Here is a 17444-nt window from a genome sequence, read left to right as displayed (position 1 = left end):
TGAAGCGGTTTGCCGCATCCGGGTCGGCAGGGCACCGGCGGGAGGCTGCGAACACGTCGATCAGATCGCGGGGCGTTTCGCGGCCGACGAGGGTGCGCAGCACCGGCCACAGTTCCAGGCGCAGGTCCGGATTGAGGTAGCGGGGCAGGTCCTCGTGCAGGACGGTGCGGTACAGGATCATGTGCTGGCGAGGCTTGCCCAGGTCGTACGAGGCCATCTCCGACCAGGCCATGTGCAGCGGCAGCTCCACAACCCCCTGGGCCCGGCCGCACCAAGCCCGTCCTGCTCACCACGTTCAACCGGAACCTCGCCGCCGACCTGCGGGCACGGCTCCTCTCTCTCGGCGGCCCCGACGTGCTGGCCCGGGTCGGCATCGCCCATGTCGACCAGCTCGCCACCCGCATCGTCAGTGAGGCCGACCCGGGCAACGCGAAGCGGCGGATCGACGACACGGCGGCGCTCCGGGAGTGGCGGGAGCTGCTGGTGGAGGCGGGGGAGACCCGCTGGAGCGCGGAGTTCCTCATGACGAGTGGAACCAGGTCATCCTCGGCCAGGCCGTGACCTGCAGGAGTGAGTACTTCGCCGTCCGGCGTGCCGGACGGGGCCGCAGCGTCACTCGTGTCGAGCGCGCCGGTATCTGGCAGCTCGCCGAACGCTTCACCCAGCGCCTCGAGACCAAGGGGCTGGAGACCCACCGTCAGGTCGCGGAGCGCGCCGCGCGGCTGGAGATGGCCCGCAAGGCCAGGATCGACAGGCGGTCGGAGGAACGCGAGGAACGGGGAGGCCTGGACAACCTCCACGCCGAGGCCGGCTCCGGTGCCTGGCTGCGCTACCGGTACCGGCACATCGTGGTCGACGAGGCCCAGGACCTCAGCGCCGCCCACTGGAAGATGCTGCGCGCCATGGCGCCGTCCGAGCCCGACGACATCTTCCTCGTCGGCGACACGCACCAGCGGATCTACGACAACCAGGTCACCCTCGGCAGCCTGGGCGTCCACATCCGCGGCCGGTCCTCCCGGCTGACCCTCAGCTACCGGACGACCCGGGAGATCCTCCGGGACGCGATCCGGGTTCTGGGCGACGCCGACTACGACGACCTCGACGGAAACGCCGACACCCTTGCCGGGTACCGCTCGGTCCTCCACGGCCCGGCCCCGTCGCTGCGTGGTGCGCGGAGCTGGGACGAGGAGATGGACCTCGTCGTGGAGCAGTTGCGGGCCTGGCACGACGTGCCCCGTGAGTCCACGGCCGTCTGCGTCCCGACCAACGACATGGTCACCCAGCTCGCCGACCGCCTCGCTCGGCGCGGCATCACCCCGACGGAGATCACGCAGGACGGGCCGCGCGGCGACCAGGGCGTCCACATCGGCACCATGTACCGCTTCAAGGGACTGGAGTACCGCTGTCTGATCATCGCCGGGGTGGCCGAAGGACTCGTTCCCCGTGCCTCCGTGGACGCTTGGGAACACACGGACCCGAGCCGCCACCGGCGAGAACTGCGCCGGGCGCGCTCGCTGCTCTTCGTCGCGGCGACCCGCGCCCGCGACGCACTCGCCATCACCTGGCACGGCGAACCGAGCCGCTTCCTGGCGCATGTTCACGACTCCCACGTGAGCCCGTGAACGAGGGTGGAAGAATGTGCCGAGATGACCTCCGCCGGCTACACCCCCTTCGCCCACCTCACCGCCCCCAACGCCGCCCTCTACCGCCAGGTGATGCGCGCCTTCCTCGCCGCCAAGGAGCGGTTCGCGGTGCATCTGCGGCCGGAGGACGTGTACGCCGCCCTGGGCGCAGGCCGGCCCGCCGACCCCGAGGCGGTGACGCAGGCGCTGGACAAGCTCGTGGAGTGGGGCAACCTGCGGGCCGATCCGGACCACGCGCGGGTGACGGCGGTCGAGGACTTCTACCGCAGGCGGTTCATCTACCAGCTCACCCGGGCCGGTGAGGCCGCCGAGGCGGCGCTGGGGACGTACGACGAGGTGCTGGGACGGCGCGGCGAGCTCCAGGCGGTCGCGCTGCACGACATCGTCACGCAGCTGCGGGCGCTCCTGGTGATCGCCGCGGAGGAGGAGCCCGACCCGGCCAAGACGTACGTCGCCCTGTCCGTGCTGACGGCGCGGTTCACCGACCTCGCGGACAACGCCCGCGCCTTCATGGGCTCGCTCCAGCGCACCATCGACCTGCACGACATCGAGGTCGAGGCGTTCCTCGCGTACAAGGACCGGCTGATCCAGTACCTGGAGCGGTTCATCCAGGACCTCATCACCCTCGGCGGGCGGATCGCCCTGCTGATCGGGGAGCTGGAGGAGCAGGGGAGGGTGGAACCGCTCCTGTCGCTCGCCGCCGCCCGGGAGGCCGCCGACGCCGCTCCCGAGGACGCCGGGCGCGCGGAGGTCGCGGCCTACGAGAAGTGGGCCGCCCGGTGGGCCGGGCTCGCCGAGTGGTTCGTGTCGGGGGAGGGGCGGGAGTCGCAGGCCAGGCTGCTGCGCGGGCGGGCGCTCGGTTCGATCCCGCAGCTCCTGGCCGTCGTACGGCAGCTCAACGAGCGGCGGGCCGGGCGCTCGGACCGCTCGGCCGACTTCCGCACCCTGGCGCGCTGGTTCGCCCAGGCGCCGGACGACGCGGCGCGGCACCGGCTGTGGCGGGTGGCGTTCGGGCTGCACTCCTCGAGGCACCTCACCGTGGACGCCGACACCCTGGCCGAACGGACGGCTTCCCCGGAGCCGGCCTCCACCCCGTGGGGCGAGGCTCGCCCGCTGCGGATCAGCCCCCAGTTGCGCCGCACCGGCAGCTACGAACGGCGCGGCAAACCACGCAAGGTGGCGGACCGGGGCGAGGCGAAGCGCAGGCTCGCCGAGATCGCCGCCCGGCAGGCGGAGGAGACCAGGCGGGCCCGGGACCGTCTGGTGACGGGTGGGCCGGTGCGGCTGTCCCGGCTCGGCGAACTCGACCCGCCCGCCTTCCAGTTGTTCCTGCGGCTGCTCGGCGACGCGCTCGCCACCTGGCGGCCGGACACGACCACCACCGCGGCCACCAGCGGGGACGGTTCGATGGAGATCCGACTGACCGCGCTCGACGACGGATCGACGGCCGAAGTGCGCACCCCCGACGGTGTGTTCAGCGGCCCCGACCACCTGATCGACATCGTCGACCTCACGGCGGGGCACGGCGACCGCGCCGCACCCGCCCCCGTTCCCATACCCGCCCCGCGGGAGGACACCTCCCCCGGCTCACGGAGGACCGATGAGCGGCCCCCTCGCCGAGGTCCTGGACGGCCAGCGGCAGGCCGACCTGCAGAAGGCCGCACGCGCCCTGCTGAAGGAACCGCTGCTCACCGCCGACGGGCCGTACGCCGACGAGTTCCGGCTGGTGCGCCTGGCACGCCGCCGAGCTGCGGGAGTGGTTCGAGCGCAACGTCGGCTGGGCGCTGCGCACGGACGCCGACGCCGCCCGGCTGCGCAAGACACCGGGCACCCTCACCGACGCCACGCACCCGGCGCGCGAGGCCGCCCGCAGTGCCCTGCCCTTCACCCGCCGCCGCTACGTCCTGCTCTGCCTGGCCCTGGCCGCGCTGGAACGGGGCGAGTCGCAGGTGGCGCTCGGACGCCTCGCCGAACAGGTCGTGCTGGCCGCCGCCGATCCCGAACTCGTCGCCGCCGGGATCACGTTCACCCTGGAGCGGCGCGACGAGCGCCTCGACCTCGCGGCCGTCGTCCGCCTGCTGCTGCGGCTCGGGGTGCTGCGGCGGGTGGCCGGCGACGAGGACGCCTACGTCAGCGGATCGGGCGACGTGCTGTACGACGTGCGGCGGCGCGTGCTGGCCGGGATGCCGGCGTCCCTGCGGGGTCCCTCCATGGTCGAGGCCGAGGGCTTCGAGGAGCGCCTGACGGAGATGACCGCGCGGACCGCGCTCGACAGCGACGAGCTCAGGTTCCGGGCGATCCGCTGGAAGCTGACCCGTGTCCTCCTGGACGACCCGGTGCTCTACTACGACGACCTCACCGACGACGAACTGGCCTACCTCACCCGGCAGCGCGGCTTCATCACCGCGCGCATCAACGAACTGACCGGACTGGTCGCGGAGGTCCGGGCCGAAGGCGTCGCCATGGTCGATCCCCTGGACGACCTCACCGACGTGCGCATGCCGGAACAGGGCACCCACGGTCACCTCACCCTGCTGCTGGCGGGGCACCTGGCACGAGCGGCCGGGCCCGTCGCACCGGCGGAACTGGCGGCCCGGGTACGGGAACTCGCCGCGGAACACGGCGGGTTCTGGTCCAAGTCGGCGAGGGAGCCGGGAGCGGAGCCCGAACTCGTCGAGAAGGCGCTGACCAAGCTGGTGGCGCTGGGACTCGCCGAGCGCACGGAACGGGGCGTCGTCCCACGGCCGGCCCTCGCGCGGTACGCGGTCGGCGATCCCGTCGTGAGGGAACCCGGACGGGCCCGCCGGCCTTCCATGACCGTGCAGGACGAAAGGCGAACGTGAACCACCCTGTGACCGCGCTCCCGAACCCCGCCCCCGGCCGGTGGCGGCCCCTGCGCATCGGACTCGTCGACCTGTTCCACTACGACGTCGAGGAGTTCTGGTTCCGCGACGGCCGGCTGCTGCTGCGCGGCAACAACGGCACCGGCAAGTCGAAGGTGCTCGCCCTCACCCTGCCGTTCCTGCTGGACGGCGACCTCTCCGCCCGCCGCGTCGAACCCGACGGCGACCCGGGCAAGCGCATGGAGTGGAACCTGCTCCTGGGCGGCGCGCACCCGCACCCGGAACGCCTCGGCTACACCTGGATCGAGTTCGGACGGCTCGACGACACCACGGGCGAGGCGCATTTCCGTACGCTGCTGTGCGGGCTGAAGGCGGTCGCCGGACGTGGCATCGCCCGCCACTGGTTCGCGGTCACCGACCAGCGGATCGGCGCCGGCCTCGACCTGCTGGACGCGACCGGGACAGCCCTGTCCCGGGACCGGCTCGCCGAGGCCGTCGGCGACCGCGGCATGGTGTACGACACGGCGAAGGCCTACCGCAGAGCCGTCGACGAAGCCCTCTTCGGGCTCGGAGAGCGGCGCTACGGCGCCCTCGTCGACCTCCTGATCCAGCTGCGCCAGCCCCAACTGTCCAAGCGCCCGAGCGAAGCCGCCCTGTCCCGGGCGCTCACCGAGGCACTGCCGCCGATGGACCAGGCCGTCGTCGCCGACGCGGCGGAGGCGTTCAGGTCGCTGGACGAGGAGAAGGAGGAACTGCGGGCGGCCCGCGAGGCCGAGCAGGCATCCTCGGCGTTCCTCGACCACTACCGGCGCTACGCCCGCATCGCCTCCCGGCGCCGTGCCCGCCTGCCCCGCCGCGAACACGCACGGTACGAGAACATCCAGCGGGAACTCCTCAAGGCGCAGACGGACCGGGACCAGGCCGCCACGGACCGGGAGGAGGCCCGTGCGAGAGGCGCCGCACTCGGCGAACGGGCCGCGCGGCTGGCCGCCCAGGAAGCCGCACTACGATCCGGACCCGAGATGCGCGACGCCCGCGCCCTCGACCGGGCGGCGGCCGACGCCTCCCGCACGGCCGGAGAGCTGACGCGGGCCGAGGGGGACCGGCGGACGGCGGCCGAGGCGCACACCCGGGCCCAGGGCCGGCTCGCCACCGCGGGCAACCGGCTCACGGCCGCCCAGGAGGCCCTCGACGAGATCCAGGACCGTGTGGCGGAGAGCGCCGCCGCGGCCCGGCTCGACGTCCCCAGGACGGAGGGAGCCCCCGAACCGGTCCTGCGCCGCGAGGCGAACGAGACGACGGCGGGCCGGCGGCGCGCCGTCGAGCACGTGGCGGAACTCGCCACCCGGGCCGAGCGGGCGGAGGAGCGGCGCGGGGCCGCCCGGCTGCGCGCCGACGAGGCCGACGAGGAGGCCGTGCACAGCGGGGAGCGGCTGGCCGAGGCGGAGGAGAACGTCGCCGGGGCGGGGCAGGCGCTCGTCACGGCCGTGCGGGAGTACCTTTCCGGGTGCGTGGAGCTGCGGGTGCCCGGACTGCCGGGGGTCCTGGACGCCGTACAGGACTGGGTGAGCCGTCTCGACGGCCCACTGCCGGCCCGTACGGCGGCGGCCGAGGCGCATCGCACCGCCGCCTCCCGCCTGGCCGACCGGGCGGCCGGGCTGGCCCACCGCCAGGCGGCGACGGCGGAGCGGCAGCGGCTGGCGGTGGAAGAACTGACCGCCCTGGAAACGGGTGGGGAGCGCGGTCCGGCGGCTCCCCACACGCGCACGCCCGACATGCGGGACCGGGGCCTCGGCGCCCCGCTGTGGCGGCTCGTCGACTTCCGCCCGCACGTCGCCGAGGCCGACCGCGCGGGACTGGAAGCCGCGCTGGAGGCGTCGGGGCTCCTCGACGCCTGGGTACGGCCGGACGGCTCCGCGGTCGCGGCGGACGGCCACGACGTGCTGCTCGACCCGGTCGGGCTGCTCGGCGGGGCCGGCCTCGACCGCGCGCTGCGCCCGGCGGTCGACCCGGCGGACGCGGGGGCCGCCGCGGTGGGGGAGGAGACTGTCGCGCGCCTGCTCGCCTCGATCGGGCTGGCCGCGGAAGACGGCAACGGGGGCGAGGAGACCTCCTGGGAGGCCGGCGGTCACGACACCTGGGTCTGCGCGGACGGGCGCTTCCGGGTCGGCGCACTCACCGGAAGCTGGGCCAAGGACAGCGCCCAGTACGTCGGAGAAGGAGCGCGGGAACAGGCACGCCGCACCCGGATCGGCGAACTGCGCACCGAAATCGACGGGTTGGCGGCGGAACGGGAAAAACTGGCCGAGGAGGCCCGCGTCGTGGCCGAGTGCCGCGCCGTGCTCGACGCCGAACTCGCCGCGGTACCGGGCGACGACGACCTGCGCCACGCCCACGCACGCGTCACCGCCGCGGCCGACGCGGCCCACCGGGCCCGAACCCGGCAGGACGAACGGGCCGCGGAACTGGCCCTGGCGGTGGAACGGGCCGACCGTGCGGCGGCCGAACTCGCCGAGACCGCGGCCGCCCTGCACCTTCCCACCGACCGCACGGCACTGGGCGCCGTGCGCCAGGCGCTCGCCGACCACACCGCCCTCCTGGCGGCCCTGTGGCCCGCGCTGCGCGAACACGCGGAGGCCGAGCGCGCGGTGACCGGCGAGCAGGAGGAGACCCGCCGGGCCGACCTCCTCGTCTCCGAACTCGCGGAGCGCGCTGAGGAGGCGGCCCGGGTGGCCGCGGCGGCGGACGCACACCTCGCGACGCTCCGCTCCACCGTCGGAGCGGCCGTCGCCGAGCTCCAGCGGCAACTGGAGGAGACGGCCGAGGCGGCCCGTGCCTGCGAGAGCGAGCAGCGGCAGGCCCAGGAGGACCACGGTGACGCCGACCGTCGGGCCAGCCGCGCCGAGGGGCGCATCGAGCGGCTCGCCGAGGACGTCACCGAGGTGACCGCCGCGCGGGAGGAAGCCGTCGCGGCGCTCCAGAGGTTCGCCTCGACGGGGCTCCTCGCCGTCGCACTGCCCGACCTCGACGTACCGGACGGCACCGGAGGGACCTGGGCGGCGACCCCCGCCATCACGCTCGCGCGAGCCGTCGAGTCCCGGCTCTCCTCGGTCGACGACTCGGACGCGGTCTGGGAGCGCGTGCAGAAACGGCTGAGCGAGGAGTTCGGCAGGCTCCAGGACGCGCTGTCGCGGCACGGCCACACCGCCACCGCACGCCCGAGCGAGGACGGCATGCGGGTCGACATCGTCTACCAGGGCCGGGAACGGGCCGTGCCCGAACTCGCCGAGGCACTGGCCGTCGAGGTCGCGGAACTGACCCGCATCCTGTCCGCACACGAGCGCGAGATCCTGCAGACCCACCTGATCACCGAGGTCGCCGGGACGCTCCAGGAACTGATCGGAGCGGCCGAACGGCAGGTGGCCGCCATGAACAGGGAGCTGGAGGAGCGCCCGACTTCCACGGGAATGACGCTGCGGCTGGTGTGGAGGGCGTCCCGCCGGGCTCCGCAGGGGCTGGCCCAGGCCCGTGAACGGCTGCGCCAGTCCGCCGACGCCTGGTCGATCGAGGACCGGGCCGCGGTCGGCGCGTTCCTCCAGGAGCAGATCGCCCGCCGGCAGGCCGACGACAGCGCGGGCAGCTGGCTGGAGGACCTCACCGCCGCCCTCGACTACCGGGCCTGGCACGAGTTCGGCGTCGAACGCCACCAGCACGGCAAGTGGGTGCCGGCCACCGGGCCCGCCTCGGGCGGAGAACGGGTCCTGGCCGCGTCCGTGCCCCTGTTCGCCGCCGCGTCCTCCCACTACGCGAGCGCGAGCGGCGCCCACGCCCCGCGCCTGGTCACCCTGGACGAGGCGTTCGCCGGCGTCGACGACGACTCGCGCGCCAAGTGCCTCGGCCTGCTCCGGGCCTTCGACCTCGACGTCGTCATGACCAGCGAACGCGAATGGGCCTGCTACCCGCAGGTGCCCGGCATCGCGATCGCCCAGCTCTCCCGCGTCGACGACATCGACGCCGTGCTGGTGACGCGGTGGGAGTGGGACGGCAGCGACCGGCGGCGCGGCCCGGAGCCCGGTGCGCGGATGGACACGTCGGAGGCGGCCTCCCCTGCCGACGCCCCCGGCGAGGCGGCCGAGGAGCCTGGGAGTTCCCACGGTGAGCCGGGGCGAATCACCACTGCCACCGCCACTGCCACCGCCAACGGCACTGGCACCGGCGGACAGGAGCCCCGGTGGAGGTGAATCCTGCGGCGACTCCGTCCGCCCACGGCTGCCGGAGTCCCGGAATCCAGGCGGTGGCCGGAGGGGAGACACCGGCGGACGACACCGTCGTGGACGCGGCGCCGACCGCGCCGCCACGGGCCGGAGACCGGGCCGGCGTCGACGCCGAGCGTCTCGGCCGTCTGCTCGGTGATCCCGGCCTCGCCTGGTTCGTGGACCGCGTCCGACAGCGGATGGCACGCGGGAGGCCGCTCACCGGCTCCGTCACCCTGTCCGCCCCCGACGCGTCCCAACGCCGGGCCGCCGAGCGCCTGCTGGGGAGGGCGCCACGAGCGGGCGGTTCCCTGAGCGTCCGCCTCGACACCGTGGACGCGGTCCTGCGCCGCTCCGGTGTCAGCCCCGACGGGCTGGCGGCCGCCGTGGTGGCCCTCACCGGCCCCGTCCCCCTCCGTGCGGAGACACGGGACAGGGAGGAACGGGCCTGGGCGGAGGCGTACGCCCCGCTCGGCACCCTCGGTGCCGGACTGGCGCCCTGGGCCGAGCGGGCCCGCGGGGACGGTCTCATACGGCGCCTCGCCCGTACACCGGAGGCCGCGGGCCCCCTGGTGCAGGCGGTCGTGCGCGCGTTGCGTGCGCTGCCCGCGTCACCCCCGATCTCGCGAGCGACGTTCGCGGCACGGAACCTTTCGGGCGCTCATGCCCTGGATGAGGGGACGCCGCTCGCCACTCTCGTCCTGTCCGGCATCCGTTCCCTCACCGGCTTCCCCGACGGCTCCGGTGCGCAGTGGCGGCGGGAGGCATGGGCCTCGGCGGGTCTGCTCATGGACGACCTGTCCTCGACCGTCCTCACCCTCAACCTGCGCGGCACTCCCTCCCTCGACTGGATGGCCGACGCGGGGGAGCCGGCGGTGCTGACGCTCCGCTCCCTCACCCGTCGCGCACCGGTTGTCGCCGTTCCGGTGACGGGAGCCCTCTACATCTGCGAGAACCCGGCTGTGCTGTCCGCCGCCGCCGACACCCTCGGCCCGGCATGCCCGCCCATGGTGTGCCTCCAGGGGCAACCGTCGGCCGCCGCTCTCACCTTGCTGCGCGACCTGTCCGCACGGGGAGCCGGCCTTCTCTACCATGGCGATTTCGACTGGGGCGGTGTACGCATTGCCGCAGCACTGGCGGGAAACGTCCCTTGGCAGCCGTGGCGCTACGAGGCCGTCCACTACCGAGCGGCAGTGGCCGCAGTGACCGAAGCCCCGGACTTGACGGGCCCGCCCGCCGCGACTCCCTGGGACCCCGCCCTGGCCGTCGCTCTCGTCGAGCGAGGTGTCCGGGTCGAGGAGGAAGCGGTGCTGGACGACTTGCTCGCGGACCTCGGGCCAGGGTCCCGTTGAGGTGCGTCCCCCACGTGTGGCGAGCACGGAATCCGACGAGTACCGAGCCATTGGCGACCAGAGCTCTGCCGTCTTGGGGATCATGACGCCCGTTTGGCGCTCCGGGAGCCCAGCAGCCCACTCGGAGGATCGATGAATACCCTCTGACCTGGTGCTTTTTTGCTCCCTCGGCATCGGATGTCTTTCCGATGACGCACCACGTGTGGAGTGCGTGGCGATCCTGGAGCCTGCGGGAAAGAGCGGCTGACCTGCGGTTCGATAGCAGCGCCGGTGGGTCTCGACCTGTTTCGCGATATCTGGCAGGTCGAGCGGATCGGGCCCGTCCACCTGGGGATCTGTGCGGGAGTGACTGGTGGGAGCGGCTGCGTGACGCCCGTAACGGCCTTGTCGGGGAGTCGCTGACACGGCTCTGTGGCGATCACCGCGAGTGACCTCTGCTGCCGACCGTCAGGAAAGTCGGGCTGGACGGATTCTGTCTAAGGAGACTGAGACAGAATCGTGGTCGATCCAGGCTGGTGGGGAGTTTCGGTGGACGAGAGCGTGCTTGCCAAGCCCGAGGACGTGGTCGACCGTGAGCGTGAGTGGGGTCTGCTCACCGAGTTCGTCACGGACCCGGATCCGGCGATGCGTCTGGGGACCGTGTCGGGGCGCAGGCGGCACGGGAAGTCGTATCTCCCGCAGGCGCTGTCGGAGCGGGTCGGGGGGCTGTACGTCACCGCGGTGCGGGAGGAAGGACGGCTGCCGGCGCTCCGGCGGTTCAGCGACGCCATCGCGGCTCACGCCGGTCTGCAGCCCGGCACGCTGCGGTTGACCGACTGGCGTGAGGTCCTGTCCAACGCCCTTGACGTCACCGCGCGTTCACGGACTCCGCTGCTGGTGATCGACGAGTTGCCGTATCTCCTCCAGCACTCTCCCGAGATCCCCGGCCTGCTCCAGCAGCTCTACGACGAGCGTCAGCGGGGCACCGGGGCCGGACCCGGAGCGCGGGTGATCCTGTGTGGGTCCGCGATGAGCGTCATGCACGAACTGCTGTCGGGAACGAAGCCGTTGCGCGGCCGTGCGGTGGTTGATCTGCGGCTGGGGGCCTTCGACTACCGGGCCAGCCGTGTGTTCTGGCAGATCGAGGACCCGCTGACCGCCCTGCGGGTGCACGCCGTCCTCGGCGGTGCTCCCGGTTACCGGCCGGTGGCGGCCCGCCCGCACCCGAGCGACGGCTTCGCCGCCTGGCTGACGCGGACGCTCCTGGACCCGGGGCGGGCGGTGTACTCGCGCACGGAGACGGAGTACCTGCTGCGCGAGGATCCGCGGATCACCCAGCACACCCTCTACTACGACATCCTCACCGCGATCGCCCGGGGCGCCACCACCCCCACCAGGATCGGCGCGGCCCTGGAACGGCAGCGCAACGCGGTCACCCACCCTCTCGACGTCCTGGAGTCCACCGGCTACATCCAGCGCGAGCAGGACATCCTGCGTCCCCGCCACCCCGTCATCACCCTGACCGACCCCGTCATCCGCTTCAATCAGCTGATCACCCTGCCGCAGGCGGCCACCGTCGAACAGGGCTTCGCCGAAGAGGCGTGGCAGGCCGCCGCGCCGACCTTCAACTCCAAGATCCTCGGCCCCCACTTCGAGGACCTCGCCCGCGCCTTCACCCGCCGATACGCCCACACCCTGCTTCCCGGCGGTCTGCCCGGCCCGGTCGGCACCACCGAGGTGGCGGACCCCGCGGCCCGCACCAAGCACGAGGTCGATGTCCTCGCCCTGGCCCTGGGCGAGCGCCCGCAGGCTCCCCGTGCCAGGATCGCCCTCATCGGCGAGGCCAAGGCCACCGCCGCCCGCCGCGGCACCGGCGACCTGCAACGCCTGGAGCACATCCGCACCCTGCTCACCGACCAGGGCTACGACACCACGGGCACCACCCTGGCCCTCTTCTCCCTGCACGGCTTCTACCCGGACCTGATCGAGTCCGCGGCCGGTCGCGTAGATCTGCTCCTGGTCGACCTGGCGACTCTCTACGGGATCGGCTAACCACCAGTCCTGTCACGAAGTCATCGGTGGCCCCGGCGGCGCGATGGGGCGTGCCCGCGCACAGCGCCGGCGGAGATGCCCCCGGATCGCGCGGGACGCATACGCGCGGCCCGTCAGGACGGCATCCGGTCCGGTCCGCGGTCCTCGTGCCGGTGATGCGCGTACGGCTCCTCCACAGGACACTGGATGCGGACCCCCTCGGGCCCGCCGACGCTCGGACGGCGGAATCGGTGGTCGGCACCTGCGCGACCGCAGGAGTGGACACGCTGCCGGTGGGCCGGTGGCCCTCTCGCGGAATCGCGACGGCCACGCGGGTGAGCGCTGCCCGGTCGGCGGCCCCCTCTCGGCCCGGTGACGGTGCCGTGGCGGGCACGTCGCGATTCCGGGTACGCACAGGGACAGCCGGCTTTTCGGGCGGGGAGAGAGGAGGAACGCATGCGCACCTTCACCGGCACACGCGTACACACCGCAGCTCACGACAGCCCCTTGCGTGGGCGCGTCGCCGTGGTGACCGGGGCGGCTCGCGGCGTCGGCGAAGCCCTCGCCAGGCGCCTGTCCGCGGACGGCATGCGCATCGCCCTGCTGGGCCGCGAGGAGAAGACCCTCTACCGGGCGGCGGCCGCACTGACCTCTCCGAGCATCTGCGTCGAAACGGACGTGACCGACCAGGCCGCGCTCGACGAGGCCGCACGGCAGGTCGAGGAGCGGCTCGGACCGGCCGCCGTCGTCGTGGCCAACGCGGGGATCGCTGCGGGCGGCCCCTTCAGCCGTACGGCGGCCGACCTGTGGAGGCGCGTCGTCGACGTCAACCTCGTCGGGGCGGCGAACACGGCCAGGGCCTTCCTGCCGCAGCTCACCCGCACCCACGGCTACTTCCTGCAGATCGCCTCGACCGCCGCCTTTGGGTCCGCGCCCATGATGAGCGCGTACTGCGCGTCCAAGGCGGGCGCGGAGTCCTTCGCCCAGGCCCTACGGGGTGAGGTGGAGCCCGACGGGGTCACCGTCGGCATCGCCTACCTCCACTGGACCGGCACCGACATGGTCGCCGGCATCGACGACCATCCGGTCCTGCGGGCCCTGCGGCGGCATCAGCCGTGGTTCGCACGCCGAGTGCACAGCCCCGATCAGGTGGCCGACTGGCTCGCCACCGGCATCGCACACCGCGCCCGGCACGTCTACGCCCCGCCGTGGCTGCGCTGGTGCCAGCCTCTGCGACCGCTCTTCCCGTCCGTGGTCGCCCGCATCGCCCGCCGCGAACTGCGGGAGCCGTCCACCGGCGAGCTCGGGGCCGATGTCGGAGTGCTGGGCGCGGGCGGCCGTGCCGACTGGGAGGTGTTCCTGTCCACCACCCGTCCCGGAACCGCTCCGGGACGGGAGTAGGAGTTCTGGCGGCGGACGGTTCCGGTCGAATGCCTTGACCGGCGTCCTCGTCGCTTCGACCGGATGACCGGGACGGCCGAGCGAGGCGGCGAGGGACGGAAGGGGCGCCATGGACGCGGGCCGGGCTCCGGAGAAGACCCCCGACGGACACCTCGCCGTTGTCCGGGGACGGAGATGGCGGGCGACGGATCCCTCCGTTCCGGAGGAGACCGCGGACCGTCTGCGCCGTCACCTCGTGCCGGGCCATGCGCAGGGTCGCGCCGACCAGATTCGGCATCGACCGGAGCGCGGACATCATGGTCAAGTCCAGCCACGCCTGCTCGTGTCGGGACCAGCCCATGCCAGTCGCGCGTCCCTGCTCCGGCTCAACGCGTACGCGGGGCTGCGCCGGCACCAGGCCCTGCCCGCCGAGGACGCACGGGCCTGCAAGCCCGCACCGGAGGTCTACCGGCTCGCACTGGACGCGGCGGGTTGCCCGCCGGAGCGCATGCTGATGGTCGCCGCCCACGCCTGGGATCTCCGCGGGGCCCAGGCGGTGGGCATGCGCACCGCCTACGTGAGGCGACCCGTGGGGGATCCGCCGCGGAGGGCCGACGCCTTCGACTGGCGGTCGGACGGCCTGGACGAACTGTCCACCACGCTCACAGCGGCATAGAAGCGCAACGGTCGCCTGTTCCGCCCGGCGCTCCGTAGTGCGTGTCCGCCGACGCCTGGACGACCTCCGGACCGCCGAGTGTCTCCCCCTTCTCCACCCTGTCGAGCGCCGGGGCTGCTGCGTGGGCAGTCGGGTGTCCGAGAGGGCGAGGCGCAGAGAAAGGGAGCGTGAGCACTCGACCGGGTCGGTGCTCACGCTCCTCTCTTCCTGGGACGGAGGGTTGTGGTGTTACGGGTGCAGCACCACCTTGGTGTAGCCCTCGATGCGCTTGTCGAACTTGTCGTAGGCCGACGACGCCTGGTCCAGGGGCAGTTCGTGGGAGACGACGAAGCTGGGCTTCGCCCTGCCCTCGATGATCATGTCGCGCAGGAACCGGTTGTAGCGCTTCACGTTGCACTGTCCCGTCCCCATCCGCAGGCCCTTCTCGAAGAGCTTGCCGATCGCGACGAGGAGCATGCCCTGCTTGGCCTGCTCGTCCGGACCTCCGGGGTCGGCCGGGACGTAGAGGCCGGGCACGCCGAGCGCTCCGGTGGCCCGGACCGTGCCGACGAGCGAGTTCAGGACGGTCGCCGGCTCCTCGCGCTCCGTGCCACCCACCGTCGCCTGGTAGCCGACGGCGTCGATGCCCTTGTCCGTGCCGGCGCCCTCGGTCTGCTCCTTGATCTGCTCGGCCGGGTCGCCCTCGGCGAAGTTGATCGGAACCGCGCCGATCTCCTCGGCCTTCTGCAGGCGCTCGGGGACCCGGTCCACGGAGAACACCTTCTTGGCGCCGCGCAGCAGAGCCGAGTAGGCGGCCATGAGTCCGACCGGCCCCGCGCCGTACACCGCGACGCTCTCTCCCGGGCGGACCTGAGCGAGTTCACAGCCGTGGTAGCCGGTGGGGAAGATGTCGGCGAGCAGGATGAAATCGGTTTCGTGCTCCTCTCCTGGCGGCAGCTTCAGGCAGTTGAAGTCGGCGTAGGGGACACGCAGGTATTCGGCCTGGCCGCCCTTCCAGGGCCCCATGGCGACGTAGCCGTAGGCGCCGCCCGGGAAACCCGGGTTGACGGTCAGACAGTATCCGGTGAACCCCTCGACGCAGTTCATGCAGAATCCGCAGGCGACGTTGAAGGGCATGACCACGCGGTCGCCCTCCTTGAGCGAGGTGACGCCCTGACCGACCTCCTCGATGATCCCCATGTTCTCGTGGCCGAAGACGATGCCGGGCTCGGCACGGGTGCGGCCCTCGTACATGTGCAGGTCGGAGCCGCATATCGCGGTGGAGCTGACGCGTACGAGCACATCGTTCGGGTGTTGGATGCTGGGCTTGTCCACGTCTTCCACAGCGACGCTGAACGGGCCCTTATAAACGACGGCCTTCATGGTTGCAACCTTCCGCTTGACGATATGCGCTGCTGGTTGCCGCGCCCCCGGAATTCTCCGCGTGACGCATCTCTCATGATTCTCCGGCCCGCCCGATCGGGCAAGTCAAGTACTCTCCGCATAAATATGTGTCCGGTGCAGTACCATGAATCATGAAAGGGGAGCGGCGGAAAATGGCAGCACAGAGGCTGGGAACCCTGCTCGTCCCCGTGCCAGGACTGTCCGGCACCACTTACCCGCCGGGAACGACCGTGACCGTCCGTGGTCGCGGCGCGACTGTCGACGCCTTCGTCAACGGCGACTGGCTTTCTTTGGCATGGTGGGAGTTCTCCGACGGCCTCCGCGAGGACATCGCCGACCGCTGACGGCCGTGTCGGCCGCCGGTCGTCAGGTGACCTTGACCCAGTCAAGGGTGCGTTCCACGGCACGCTTCCAGTCCCGGTAGCCGTTCTGGCGCTGCTCCTCGCTCCATACCGGGCTCCAGCGCTTCGACTCCTGCCAGTGCGAGCGCAGTTCGTCGGTGTCGCGCCAGAATCCGGTGGCGAGCCCGGCGGCGTAGGCGGCGCCCAGCGCGGTGGTCTCGGCGACCACCGGACGGCTGACCGGCACACCCAGCACGTCGGCCTGGATCTGCATGCACAGGTCGTTCGTGGTCACGCCGCCGTCGACCTTGAGTACGTCCAGGTGCACGCCCGAGTCCTGTTCCATGGCGTCGACCACGTCGCGGCTCTGGTAGCAGATGGCTTCCAGCGTGGCCCGTGCGAGGTGACCACCGGTGTTGTAACGGGCCAGGCCGACCATGGCGCCGCGGGCGTCGGAGCGCCAGTACGGGGCGAACAGACCGGAGAAGGCCGGGACGAAGTACATCCCGCCGTTGTCGTCCACCGAACGCGCCAACCGCTCGCTTTCCGGGGCGCTCGTGATGATCTTCAACTGGTCGCGCAGCCACTGCACGGCCGCGCCGGTGACGGCGATGGACCCCTCCAGCGCGTAGACCGCGGGGCTGCCGGCGAACTGGTACGCCACCGTCGTCAGCAGTCCGTGCTGCGAGCGCACCAGCTCCGTTCCGGTGTTGAGCACCAGGAAGTTGCCGGTGCCGTAGGTGTTCTTGGCCTCGCCGGGGAGAAGCAGACCTGGCCGACGGTCGCCGCCTGCTGATCGCCGAGCATCCCGGCGATAGGAACGGCGGCGCCCAGCGGCCGCGAGGTGCGGGCCTGGCCGTACGCCTCGGGATGGGACGAGGGGTGGATGGCCGGCAGCATCGCGCGCGGGATGCCGAAAATGCCCAGCAGTTCGTCGTCCCAGTCCAGGGTCTCCAGATTCATCAGCATGGTGCGGCTGGCGTTGGTCACGTCGGTGGCGTGCACACCGCCGTTGGGCCCGCCGGTGAGGTTCCACAGCACCCAGGCGTCCGTGTTGCCGAACAGGGCGTGGCCCGCCTCGGCGGCCTCGCGCAGTCCGTCCACGTTCTCCAGCAGCCACTTGATCTTGCCGCCGGAGAAGTAGGTGGCCGGCGGCAGGCCGGCCTTGTGGCGGATGACCTCGCCGTGGCCGTCACGTTCGAGGGCGGCGGCGATGCTGTCGGTACGGGTGTCCTGCCAGACGATGGCGTTGTAGTACGGGCGGCCGGTGCGCGGGTCCCAGACCACGGTCGTCTCGCGCTGGTTGGTGATGCCGATGGCCTGCAGGTCGGTGGCCGACAGGTTTCCGGCACGGAGGGCGTTCTGGATCACCGTGTTGGTGCGCTCCCAGATCTCCACCGGGTCGTGCTCGACCCACCCCGACCGCGGCAGGATCTGGCGGTGCTCGAGCTGGTGCTTCGCCACCTCGTTTCCGTCGTGGTCGAAGATCATGAAGCGTGAACTGGTGGTGCCCTGGTCCACCGCGCCGACGAATTCGGGCATTGTGGCCACCTCTCCTCGTGG

Annotated in this window: 7 protein-coding genes and 4 pseudogenes; 9 read left to right on the top strand and 2 right to left on the bottom strand. The window is 72.4% G+C overall.

Features of this window, described 5'->3' with window-relative positions:
* Positions 1-264: 264 nt before the first annotated feature.
* From WJ438_RS10820 to WJ438_RS10785, 8 genes and pseudogenes are all read left to right on the top strand, one after another.
* Positions 265-1622 (top strand): annotated as a pseudogene (locus tag WJ438_RS10820) (3'-5' exonuclease); the annotation flags it as partial.
* A 24-nt stretch (positions 1623-1646) separates the two neighbouring features.
* Positions 1647-3164 (top strand): annotated as a pseudogene (locus tag WJ438_RS10815) (TIGR02677 family protein); the annotation flags it as partial.
* Between the two features lie 227 nt (positions 3165-3391).
* Positions 3392-4486, top strand: a complete 1095-nt coding sequence (locus WJ438_RS10810; protein ID WP_406729646.1) for a TIGR02678 family protein — start codon at positions 3392-3394, stop codon at positions 4484-4486.
* A complete protein-coding gene (locus tag WJ438_RS10805) occupies positions 4483-8727 on the top strand; it encodes a TIGR02680 family protein (RefSeq protein ID WP_406725040.1) in 4245 nt (1414 codons plus the stop codon). The genes WJ438_RS10810 and WJ438_RS10805 overlap by 4 nt, the downstream gene beginning before the upstream one ends.
* Positions 8718-10091: a TIGR02679 family protein gene (locus tag WJ438_RS10800; protein WP_406725039.1), complete on the top strand. Its 1374-nt coding sequence runs from the start codon at positions 8718-8720 to the stop codon at positions 10089-10091. The genes WJ438_RS10805 and WJ438_RS10800 overlap by 10 nt, the downstream gene beginning before the upstream one ends.
* A gap of 528 nt (positions 10092-10619) precedes the next feature.
* Positions 10620-12122 carry an ATP-binding protein gene (locus tag WJ438_RS10795; RefSeq protein ID WP_406725038.1) on the top strand — a complete coding sequence of 501 codons (1503 nt, stop codon included), beginning with the start codon at positions 10620-10622 and terminating at the stop codon, positions 12120-12122.
* Positions 12123-12557: 435 nt separating this feature from the next.
* The gene (locus WJ438_RS10790) at positions 12558-13502 is read left to right on the top strand and encodes an SDR family oxidoreductase (protein ID WP_406725037.1); all 945 of its coding nucleotides are present in this window, start codon (positions 12558-12560) and stop codon (positions 13500-13502) included.
* A 322-nt stretch (positions 13503-13824) separates the two neighbouring features.
* Positions 13825-14157: pseudogene (locus WJ438_RS10785) on the top strand (HAD-IA family hydrolase); the annotation flags it as partial.
* 228 nt (positions 14158-14385) lie between these two features.
* On the opposite strand, the gene WJ438_RS10780 reads toward WJ438_RS10785, so the two are convergent.
* A complete protein-coding gene (locus WJ438_RS10780; protein ID WP_406725036.1) occupies positions 14386-15519 on the bottom strand; it encodes a glutathione-independent formaldehyde dehydrogenase in 1134 nt (377 codons plus the stop codon).
* Positions 15520-15692: 173 nt separating this feature from the next.
* Between WJ438_RS10780 and WJ438_RS10775 the strand changes: the two genes are divergently transcribed.
* Complete coding sequence (locus WJ438_RS10775) at positions 15693-15884, top strand: hypothetical protein (protein ID WP_406725035.1); 192 nt, start codon at positions 15693-15695, stop codon at positions 15882-15884.
* A gap of 22 nt (positions 15885-15906) precedes the next feature.
* Here the strand turns inward: WJ438_RS10775 and glpK are convergent.
* Positions 15907-17423 (bottom strand): annotated as a pseudogene (gene glpK / locus WJ438_RS10770) (glycerol kinase GlpK).
* Positions 17424-17444: the final 21 nt, after the last annotated feature.

The sequence above is a fragment of the Streptomyces sp. GD-15H genome (genome assembly GCF_045291515.1).
Lineage (GTDB): Bacteria > Actinomycetota > Actinomycetes > Streptomycetales > Streptomycetaceae > Streptomyces.
This window is presented reverse-complemented; position numbering and strand designations above follow the sequence as displayed.